At 43.1% G+C, this 10,274-nt stretch carries 12 protein-coding genes and 1 rRNA gene; 2 read left to right on the top strand and 11 right to left on the bottom strand.

Annotated elements, in window-relative coordinates:
* Together BLT53_RS19395 and BLT53_RS19390 are read right to left on the bottom strand one after the other, a co-directional pair.
* Positions 1-232, bottom strand: a 16S ribosomal RNA gene (locus BLT53_RS19395); the annotation flags it as partial.
* Between the two features lie 276 nt (positions 233-508).
* The gene (locus BLT53_RS19390) at positions 509-1,375 is read right to left on the bottom strand and encodes a nucleotidyltransferase-like protein (RefSeq protein ID WP_090237526.1); all 867 of its coding nucleotides are present in this window, start codon (positions 1,373-1,375) and stop codon (positions 509-511) included.
* Between the two features lie 108 nt (positions 1,376-1,483).
* On the opposite strand from BLT53_RS19390, the gene BLT53_RS19385 reads away from it, so the two are divergent.
* Entirely contained in the window at positions 1,484-1,852 is a 369-nt protein-coding gene (locus BLT53_RS19385) for a YgzB family protein (protein ID WP_061974236.1), read from the top strand.
* Between the two features lie 21 nt (positions 1,853-1,873).
* Here the strand turns inward: BLT53_RS19385 and perR are convergent, their stop codons facing one another.
* The 3 genes from perR to BLT53_RS19370 form a co-directional block, all read right to left on the bottom strand.
* Positions 1,874-2,317, bottom strand: a complete 444-nt coding sequence (perR, locus tag BLT53_RS19380) for a peroxide-responsive transcriptional repressor PerR (protein ID WP_090237524.1) — start codon at positions 2,315-2,317, stop codon at positions 1,874-1,876.
* An 82-nt stretch (positions 2,318-2,399) separates the two neighbouring features.
* Positions 2,400-3,350 (bottom strand): D-2-hydroxyacid dehydrogenase, encoded by a 951-nt coding sequence (locus tag BLT53_RS19375; protein WP_090237523.1) that lies wholly within the window; start codon positions 3,348-3,350, stop codon positions 2,400-2,402.
* A 133-nt stretch (positions 3,351-3,483) separates the two neighbouring features.
* Positions 3,484-4,593, bottom strand: a complete 1,110-nt coding sequence (locus BLT53_RS19370; protein ID WP_090237522.1) for an aminopeptidase — start codon at positions 4,591-4,593, stop codon at positions 3,484-3,486.
* Between the two features lie 147 nt (positions 4,594-4,740).
* Between BLT53_RS19370 and BLT53_RS19365 the strand changes: the two genes are divergently transcribed.
* Complete coding sequence (locus BLT53_RS19365; RefSeq protein WP_090237521.1) at positions 4,741-4,920, top strand: H-type small acid-soluble spore protein; 180 nt, start codon at positions 4,741-4,743, stop codon at positions 4,918-4,920.
* A gap of 32 nt (positions 4,921-4,952) precedes the next feature.
* On the opposite strand, the gene bcp is transcribed toward BLT53_RS19365, so the two are convergent.
* The 6 genes from bcp to BLT53_RS19335 form a co-directional block, all read right to left on the bottom strand.
* Positions 4,953-5,423 (bottom strand): thioredoxin-dependent thiol peroxidase, encoded by a 471-nt coding sequence (gene bcp, locus BLT53_RS19360; protein ID WP_090237519.1) that lies wholly within the window; start codon positions 5,421-5,423, stop codon positions 4,953-4,955.
* Between the two features lie 59 nt (positions 5,424-5,482).
* Positions 5,483-5,902: a potassium channel family protein gene (locus tag BLT53_RS19355; protein WP_090237518.1), complete on the bottom strand. Its 420-nt coding sequence runs from the start codon at positions 5,900-5,902 to the stop codon at positions 5,483-5,485.
* 255 nt (positions 5,903-6,157) lie between these two features.
* Positions 6,158-7,327, bottom strand: coding sequence for a S8 family peptidase (locus tag BLT53_RS19350; protein ID WP_244520514.1), 1,170 nt, complete (start codon positions 7,325-7,327; stop codon positions 6,158-6,160).
* 243 nt (positions 7,328-7,570) lie between these two features.
* Positions 7,571-8,356: an ABC transporter permease gene (locus BLT53_RS19345; RefSeq protein WP_090237516.1), complete on the bottom strand. Its 786-nt coding sequence runs from the start codon at positions 8,354-8,356 to the stop codon at positions 7,571-7,573.
* Between the two features lie 7 nt (positions 8,357-8,363).
* The gene (locus BLT53_RS19340) at positions 8,364-9,155 is read right to left on the bottom strand and encodes an ABC transporter permease (protein WP_090237515.1); all 792 of its coding nucleotides are present in this window, start codon (positions 9,153-9,155) and stop codon (positions 8,364-8,366) included.
* Entirely contained in the window at positions 9,148-10,164 is a 1,017-nt protein-coding gene (locus BLT53_RS19335) for an ABC transporter ATP-binding protein (protein WP_090237513.1), read from the bottom strand. Before BLT53_RS19335 ends, BLT53_RS19340 begins: the two co-directional genes overlap by 8 nt.
* Between the last annotated feature and the right edge of the window lie 110 nt (positions 10,165-10,274).

Here is a 10,274-nt window from a genome sequence, read left to right as displayed (position 1 = left end):
TAAGTGTCAGCCGAAACCGACTTTCAAAAAAGAAACAGGCATTTCTCTTTATTATCCGGTATTAGCTCCGGTTTCCCGGAGTTATCCCCGTCTTACAGGTAGGTTGCCCACGTGTTACTCACCCGTCCGCCGCTAACATCAGAGGAGCAAGCTCCTCTGATGTCCGCTCGACTTGCATGTATTAGGCACGCCGCCAGCGTTCGTCCTGAGCCAGGATCAAACTCTCCAATAAAGTGTTTGATATAGCTCATAAATTTGTTTCAAATAAGAAATTGATGGGATTGTAAAATCCCTGACTTACCTGGCTTTTGTTTGGTTTTCAAAGAACATTTTGTCGATGCCGCTCGTTTTGGCGACTTTCTTATGATAGCACCTTTGACGAAAGGTGTCAACCACTTTTTTGCTTTGTTTATTTCGTTTGTTTGCCGCGTCGTTTCAGCGACAAGTAGTACTATACCATGTTAGTTAGAAAGTGGTCAACACCTTTATCGAAAAAAGTTGTTCTTTTTTATAAAATTGTGGTGTAGTGGCGGTGATACAAGTGTTTTCCCTTGGTTTCCTGCCTGATCACATGGATGATTCCCTTTTCGATCAGGTGCTCAAGAAGGACGGTAAGATCAATAGAATAATCAGCAACCTCACGATGTTCCATCAATTCAGCAACAGACCATTCGTTTTGTTCCTGAAAAACGCTAAGCAAATGTCCGGCGCCAAGCTTTGTTTTGGAACTGATGGAGAACTCGCTGGCAATTAAGAGAAGTTCAATCCTTTTTTCAATGGGTTCATTTCCGGTAATAAGTTCTTCATATAGTTTGTATATTTGGGGCTCGATTACCTTCACCTGGTTCCAGACCGTAATTTCAGGGTGAAATCCGCGTTCGATCACAGCAAGGCGTGCCAGGTGATGCAAGGCATGCAGAATATGGTTGAATGAATCAAGGTACTGACCGCTGTGGAACAATTCTTTTCCATCGGAAAAACGGCGGAGCAGCTTGCCGAACTCAATGGTTATTTTCTTGGATCGTTCCGGGACGGGAAACTTGTCCAATCGGTCACGAAGCTCCGTAATATATTCGTTTCGGTTAAACAGAACTTTTCCGTTTACAACCCAATCAACCACACGGCGGTTCGAACCAAGTAGAAGCCATTGGTTCAGCTGATCTTCCGTTACAATATGTAAGGCTGCAATTTTATCACCATATTCGTAATGTTTAACGCTCCATGGTTTTTCCCCTTTTGTCACAATAATAAAGAGGATGCTGTCAAAGTTGTCCGTTAATGGGCTAAACGGTTTGTTGCTTTCAATTAACAGTACTCCCAATGTGTTTTCGTTACTTGCCCTTTCCTGATAAAGCGGGCGTAACAAGTCTTCCATGCTTTCAACTCCCGTTCTAATTTCGGTCTCCAACCAATTCAACGCAAGGTCTGAAAATCCTTTCTTTTTTTCCAAGTCCTTGTATACTGTAAGTTAGGAGGGACAATCATGATAAAATATACGAGCAAGATTAATAAAATACGTACGTTTGCCCTAAGTCTTGTGTTTATCGGAATTATTATTATGTACGCCGGCCTGTACTTCAGAAGCCATTTTATACTAATGTCATTATTTATGTTAATTGGATTTCTTGCAACCCTCGCCAGTGCCGGAGTTTATTTTTGGATCGGGATGATCTCAACCAATGCGGTCCAGGTGGTTTGTCCGAACTGCAATAAGATAACAAAGGTTCTGGGGCGAGCAGATGCCTGCATGTCCTGCAATCAGCCATTGACACTTGATAAAAACCTCGAAGGCCTTGAATTTGATGAAAAATACAATTCCAGACGCGCAATGAAACAAGCTTCAAAAAAATAAGCTGAATCCAGCCAAGCTGGTTCAGCTTATTTTTGTTTTGTTGGTTCTGCAATCCGGACATGTACCATAGATTTCCATGCGGTGATGACCAACATCAAAACCTGTAACGGACTCGGCCAGCGCTTCCACCTCATCCAGTCCAGGATAATGGAAATCTACAATTTTGCCGCACCCTTCACAAATGATGTGATAATGTTCGGTTGTGACGCAATCAAAACGGCTGGAAGCATCTCCATACGTCAATTCCTTAACGAGACCAACTTCTTTAAATACACGAAGATTGTTATAAACCGTTGCTACACTCATATTGGGAAATTTGCCTTCCAAGGACTTATATATTTCATCTGCGGTCGGATGGGTCATTGATTGTATCAAATGTTCCAGAATCGCATGACGCTGAGGAGTAATGCGGACTCCAGACTGCTTTAATGTATCAATTGCTTCATTAATGCGTACTTCAGACATCGTCATGCACCTCGCTCTCAAAAGATATTCTTACATTGTAATATTTATAAATAGTGTATCTCGAAATGTCTGCATTTGTCAATCAATAGCCCCGCTCTACTGTGATGATATTGGCTAAAAGCGGGTCTTTCTTCTTATATTTCTCCAGGTTTTCTGCAAACAGCTGAATGGCCCTGTCCTGATATAAAGGAGAGATCCCGGAAAGATGTGGAGTAATGGTAACGTTCTTCATTTTCCAGAGCGGATGATTTGCGGGAAGAGGCTCTTCCTCAAAAACATCGAGAACCGCATGGGCAATCTCCCCCTGCTCAAGAGCCAAAATCATGTCATTTTGAACAACCGTCAATCCTCTCCCGATGTTAAGGAAGACTGCCGACTTCTTCATACGCCGAAAATGTTCGAGCGAAAGAAAGCCCTTAGTTTCCTCTGTAGTTGGAAGCACAGAGACAAGGTAGTCACTCTCCTCGAGGATGGAAGCCAACTCCCCTTTTAAATACATTCTGTCCACATATTCAACATGTTCCCCGCTTCTGTTAAACCCAAGCGTCGTCATGCCAAATGCCTTGGCGAGCCTGGCTATTTCACTGCCAATGGCACCTGCTCCTAAAATACCAATGGTACGGCCGGATATTTCACTCATCGGAACACCTCTGTCCCAAATGCCCTGCTCCTGGTGCTTCATCAGGGTTTTAGCTTGTCTTGCCGTCTGCAATATCATGCCCATCGTATACTCGGCCATCGGGGTTTTATGGATGCCCCTTGCATTTGTCACCAATATCCCCTTTTCCTTGATGGCCTGAAACGGCATCCTGTCCATTCCGGCGGATATAACCATAATCCATTTAAGATGAACAGCTTCTTCAATACTCTCCCTATTTAAGTCTTCCCCAAGCGTTATTAAAATCTCTGCGTTCTTTAAATTTGTTTGTGCTTCGTTTATGTTTTCATGAAAGTAAAACTTCTCTTCTGGAAAACGCGCTATAAGTGCTTCCTGAAGATCTTGTCTGATTTTTGCTGATGTTACAATGTTCATGCTGTTTCCTCCCAAGAATTAAAAAGGTGACCCAAGAAAAAAGTGCGGGAATGAATCCCGCACTGATTGGAAGAGTTATTACTAAATTCTATGCAATTTCGAATTTGCGGTACCATCAGTTCTGCTCATTTTTTTATTGTAAATGCTGAGGGTTTAGCCCTTCAAGCTCAGGAAGGACAAACAATCCATCCTTTCGGACTAGAACGTCATCAAAATACAATTCTCCTCCGCCGTACTCCGGCCGCTGGATAAGCACCATATCCCAATGAACGGAAGAACGGTTACCATTGTCCGCATCTTCATAGGCCTCACCCGGAGTGAAGTGAATGCTTCCTGCTATTTTTTCGTCAAACAGGATATCTCCCATCGGGTGCAAAATCATCGGGTTTACACCAATCGCAAACTCACCGACAAAACGTGCCCCTTCATCCGTATCAAAAATCTCATTGATTTTATCTGAATTATCGGCTGTGGCTTCGACAATTTTTCCATCCTTGAATGTGAGGCTTACATTGTTAAATACCGTTCCGCGGTAAGGACATGGAGTATTGTAGGTTATTGTACCGTTGACACTATCTTTGACAGGAGCTGTAAATACCTCTCCATCAGGAATGTTATTTTCCCCTGCACACTTCACGGCAGGTATGCCTTTAATAGAGAAGGTAAGATCAGTACCCGGAGACACGATTCTTACTTTATCCGTGCGTTCCATTAATTCCTTTAAAGGCTGCTGAGCCTGGTCCATTTTTTCGTAATCCACATTACAGACATCAAGAAGGAAATTCGTAAACGCTTCATAGCTCATCTTCGCCTTTTGAGCAAGACCTTGCGTAGGATAATTCAACAATACCCATTTGCGGTCGTTAATGATGACTTTTTGTACCGGCTTAAAGTATTCACCGCGCAGACGGAACTTTTCTCCGGGAACATCAGAAAGTTCAGCATCGTTTTCAGAACTTGAAACGGAGATATATGCATCCACTTCCTTCACTCTTTTTAAATCCCATTGCATGGAGGTTTCCAGTTGTTCCGCTTCATATCCTGTATACAAATACCGGTTTATTTCATCATCATAGAGGTTAACATACGGATAAGCACCCATTGCATAGGCTTCTTCGATTAGTGCTTTTATTAAAGGGCGGGCCGTCAGCGGTGAAGTGATCAGCACCCGTTCTCCCTTCTTTAATTGAACGGAATGGTGAAGCAATGTTTTCGCAAGAGTAACCACTCTCTGGTCAATCATGTAAAGTCCCCCTGTTCTATGTATCTTACAAAAATTCCAACAATTTAATATTATCATGAATTCTTTTGCCCTGCTTAGATTTCAGCCTAAAGTATATACAACCGCTATACATCCAATACTAAATATAAAAAAAGGAGTAAAAAAATCATGAATACAGACCGAGCAAAACAAATTATTACTTCCCCCTCCGAGATTGAAGTTCACTATTATGGAAAGCCAGTGTGGATTGAATCCGTAAACTCCTCAAGCGGAACCGCCTGGGTGCACCCGAATGATAACCCGTCTCATGATATGGAAGTCCCTGTATCAGATCTTGAGGAACATTAAAAAGGATGCTGCAGCAATTGCAGCATCCTTTTTTATTGCAAGTTTTCCCGGATATAGGTGAGTACTTCCTCTATGTGCTCTTTGACCTTCACTTTTCTGTATTCTTTTACAAGCGTCCCTTCCTTATCAAGGATAAATGTGGATCGTTCAATCCCCATATACTCTTTCCCAAAGTTCTTTTTGAGTTTCCAAACACCAAACAGCTCGGCCGCTTTATGGTCTTCGTCTGCAAGCAGCAAAAATGGCAGACCGTACTTATCGATAAATTTTTCATGTCTAGCGAGCGGGTCTGTGCTAACGCCTAGAATCACCGCATCCAGATCTTGAAATTCCTCATGCTTGTCTCTGAAATCACAAGCCTGGGTGGTACAACCCGGCGTCATATCTTTTGGATAAAAATAAAGAACGATATTTTTCCCTTTGAAATCTGATAACGTTACTTCTTTTCCGTTGCTTGCCGGCAATGTGAAATCCGGCGCTTTTTCTCCTGCGGCAACAGCCATTTGTATCCCTCCTGCATAAGTTGTTTCCATATAAAGAGGGTAACCAATTCTGTTTCTTCCTACAACCTTTTTGATGGAGGGTTGCGGTCAATGACAGAATTCAGGACAAATGCGGCCGGCAGCAAATACCCGATGAGCGCCTCCAGAATGGATAGCCATCTGCCGAAACCCATCGGTGTGAGATCTCCATATCCTACGGAAAGCATCGTCATTGAGCTGAAATACATCGCATCATCGACTACGAGAAAAAAATGCTGATGACCGATTACCAACCCGTTTTTCTCAAGGACATGGATATCCATCAAGAGCAGTGAGGTGTACATTAAGCCGAAACCCAAAATAATGGTCAGATATACAGTGATTAATACCAAAAGGTGGTTCAGTGACATAAGCTGGTACTTCATTACCGGATGTGAAAAAAGGGACTGCAGGCTTTTGAATACAATAAATCCAGACAAACAAAGAACCGCAACATACATACTCCGTCCACCATCCCTTGGTAGCAGTTTATGCTGAACTGAGAACGAATAGGACAGGTTCATCTAAAAGGGTTTTGAAATGAAAATAAGGTCGAAGTCGGGGCTTTAACTGTTAAGGATGAAACAGGTCCTGGTGGGTTTGGATTTAAAAACCCTTATGGGAGTTTAATCATGTAACATTTTGCACCAGAATCAATAAACTTCTTTATAAAAAAAGGCAGCAGAGCTTTTGCCCCGCTGCCTTTTGCAATTTGATTAATAACGTACCGCGTTCGCTGCGTTCACACGTCCTTTGGAGAAGTAGGTTCCCGTACCTGAAATTTTGTCTGCAGTATTTTCAATCGCGGAACGAATCTGTGAAGCGCTTCTTCCCTGCGAAGCCAGCAGACCGGCTACACCAGCCACCAGAGGAGTGGCCATGCTTGTTCCGGAAAGGTAAGCATAGTTTCCACCAGGTATTGTGGAAAGGATGTTAACACCTGGAGCTGCTACATCTACCCAAGAACCGTAGTTGGAGAAGGAAGCAAGACGGTCATTTTGATCTGTTGCCGCAACCGCGATAGCAGAAGAGTAATAAGCTGGGTAACTTGGAGCAGAAGTACTTTCATTACCTGCAGCCGCGACCACTACAGATCCTTTGCTTGCCGCGTAGCTAACTGCACTTTGAAGAGTGGACGCAGAGCTTGGCCCGCCAAGGCTGAGGGAAATAACCTTAGCTCCTTGATCAGCCGCATAACGGATACCGCTTGCCACATCATCAAGAGAACCACTTCCGTTTGCATCAAGCACACGAACCGCCAAAACAGAGACGTTTGGCGCCATGCCCGCAATACCACGGCTGTTGTTTGTTACCGCTGCTGCGATACCTGCGCAATGTGTGCCGTGCTCATTAAGATCCATTGGATCGCTGTCATTATCGACATAATCGTATCCTTTGATCACTTTACCTGCGAGATCCGGATGGTTGTAGTCCACGCCAGTATCAACGATCGCCACTTTTACAGATGACGATCCCCGGGTAACATCCCATGCGGACTGTGCTCCAACTTTTTGAGGCGCATATTGATAGGAAGAAAAGTACGTATCATTTGGTGTGTAGGTCGCTTTGTATGTATAGTTTGGTTCTGCATATTCTACGTTTGCATTGTTCATGTACGCCTTAATGGCTCCTTTTACATCGCCATCCTTCACAGTAACCACTTGAAATCCATTTTCCTTTTCAACAAGCTGAGCGTCAGATTTTGTGTGGATCGCTTTTGTTTTGGCTGAAGAAACACCTTTTTTAAATTTTACAATAATTTCGTTAGGGGCTACTTCTGCTTTCACAGCTGTTTTTTGTGAAACTTGGGTTGCAGCTTGTGCAGGGGATGCTAAAGATACAACAATTGGTAATACAGCAGCTACTGCCATAAACTTCTTGATCAAATCGATCACTCCTTTGTTTGAGATACTTTTAGCATAGTAGCAATTTAGCAGAAAATAAAGAAAATTTTACATATTTGTAAAAAGATGAATATTATATACCAATAATTTCGTGTTTCGAACATTCGTAAGGTTAATTAACTAGATCATTATTGTGAAAATATCATTCTTTTTTCCTACTACCATAGATGCCATCTGAATAAAAGACATAAAAAAGACACCTCCATTCGAGGTGTCTTTTATCCGTTAATTTCCTGCTCCTCGGTATTTGGTAACGCCGTAATTCCATAACACAACCGAAAGCCCGAAGAAGATAAGGCCAATCACCGGAGTCAAAAACGCATATCCGTACCATTCGTCCCTGCCGAGAAAATAAGCTGACGGATATACTCCGACAAAGGCAAAGGGAAGAATCCATGTCAGCACATAACGAATAATGCGGTTATAGATATTGACTGGATAACGTCCGTAATTTCCAATGTTGTACATCATCGGCATAATGTCCGTTTTGCTGTCGGACCAAAACCCGATACTTGCCAGGGCAACAAAGATCCCTGCATAAACGAGCGCCCCGCCGGCAACAAGCACTACAAAAACGAAAGGATCGTACCAGTGAAGGCTTAAACCGAGTTTGTTGCCGGAATAAAACATGATACCCAGTCCGGTAATCACACCGAACAAAGATTCCAGCTCCATCCTCTCAAGGATGATTTGGAACAGACTGTGAATCGGCCGGGTGAGAATCCGGTCCATCTCCCCTTTGACAATATACCGGTCCGTAAAGTCCCAAATGTTAAAAAAGGCACCGAAAATAGCAAAGGGTACAAGAAAGAAACCATAGATAAAAACCATTTCGTCCTTGCTCCAGCCGCTGAGCAGACTGGTATGTCCGAAAACAACCAAAATAAAAATAAGATTTACTGCCTGGAAAAGCAAATCGGAAAAGATCTCAACCAGCATATCAGCCCGATACGTGAGCCTTGTTTTTAAGTACTGTCCTGCATATTGAAAAAAGATAGATAAATAAGACATACAGCCATCACCCTCCCTGAACAATCAGCTGCCGTTTTGCCGTCGTCCAAAGCAACTGAATCGGAATAAAGAGAACCAGTGCCCATAGCGTCTGATTCATTAGTCCATGTAAAATTTCGTTTCCTTTGAATCCTTCTGTAAAAATCATGCTCGGTATATAGCTGATTCCTTTAAACGGCAAATAATCCATGACACTCTGAGCCCAGACCGGGAAAAAACTGATCGGGAGAATAAGGCCGGAAAACAAGTCGATGACCACCCGTTTGGCCCGGATCAGCCCATCATTGTTGAACAAAAAGAACGTGGCAATACCTGTCAGCAGGTTAATTTGTGTATTGATAATAAAGCTTAAAAGAATGGAAATCAAAAAGTACCCCCAGGTGGCCGGATGAGTAGTAAATTGTATTGGAAAAATAAAATATACAATCACCATGCCTGGAACCGAGAAAAACAAAATCCTGAAAATCCCTTCACCGAGGCCCTGCATCATTTTCATCCCCAGGTAGTTATACGGGCGGATCATCTCAATCGCGACTTTGCCTTCCTTTATTTCAAGAGCAATTTCACGGTCGATGTTATTAAAGTAAAACGCTCGTGCCATCCAGGAAACTGCAATGTACGTCGTCATCTGTACAATGGAAAGATCCTGGATGGAGGATTTGTCACCATAGATGGCGCTCCACAAAAAATAGTACGCCCCAATGTTGATGCTATAGATTAAAATACCGCTGTAATAGTTGGTCCGGTAGGCAAGCATCATTAAAAAACGAATGCGGATCATTTCCATATATTTAGCCATTCCGGACGGCTCCTTCTTCATAAATATTGCGTATAATTTCCTCTGTTGTAATTTCTACGATTTTCAAATCAGCTATTTTTTTCGCGCCAACCACTTGGCCAATCACAGCGGATATAATATCCTCATTGTTTTCAACGCTGGCTGTCCAATTACTTGCATTGCTGCCTTGATCCCATACCACCAAATGATCGTGAGTCAAGCTTTGAAGCTCGGCATGTGTTGCTTCTTCAGCAAATGAGAATTGAATCTGCTTCCCTTCCCCCCAATTTTCACGCAGCTGCCGAAGTGCCCCATCATAAATGATCTTCCCTTCATCCAGCATGATGACCCGCTCACAAAGCGCTTCGATATCAGACAGGTCATGAGTGGTAAGAAGAATGGTCGTTCCGTACTTCGCATTGATCTCTTTTAAGAACTCGCGAATTTTGAGCTTAACAAGCACATCAAGTCCGATGGTGGGTTCATCCAAAAACAAAAGTGGCGGATTATGAATGAGTGCCGCTGCCAGCTCACACCTCATACGTTGCCCCAGAGACAGCTTTCGTACCGGTTTATCAAGCAACGGCTCAATGGCAAGAGTTTCGATAACATCTGCCATATGCGTGTTATAAAACTCGTCAGGAACGTTATATACTTTTTTTAACAGCCGAAACGATTCCTGAACCGCGATATCCCACCAAAGCTGGGACCGCTGGCCGAACACCACGCCAATGCTCCGGACAAATTGTTCACGGTCCTTGTGCGGATTCATTCCGTTTACCCGGACATGTCCGGATGTGGGGGTCAAAATTCCGGTAAGCATTTTGATTGTTGTTGATTTTCCGGCTCCGTTTTCCCCGATATAACCGACCATCTCACCCTTTTTAATCTGAAGGGAAATATCATCCACTGCTGTCTTGATGGTATAGTTTCTTGTAAATAAATCCCGGAATGCTCCCTTAAGCCCGGAGCGGCTGGAATGAGACGTGAATTCCTTGCGCAACTCTTTTACATCTATAATATAGTCCATTATTTTTCCTCCAAAAATCCTCATTCTCTCGATTAGCACCTGAATTAGTTTATCCTAACTCACCAAGGACCTCAATTGTTTCATCCTGACTTCGGTCCTTTCTTCAGCTG

This window comes from Fictibacillus solisalsi (assembly GCF_900103485.1).
In the GTDB taxonomy this organism is placed as follows: Bacteria; Bacillota; Bacilli; order Bacillales; family Fictibacillaceae; genus Fictibacillus_C; species Fictibacillus_C solisalsi.
The sequence above is the reverse complement of the archived record's forward strand: the minus strand, read 5'-3'. Positions and strand labels throughout refer to the sequence as shown.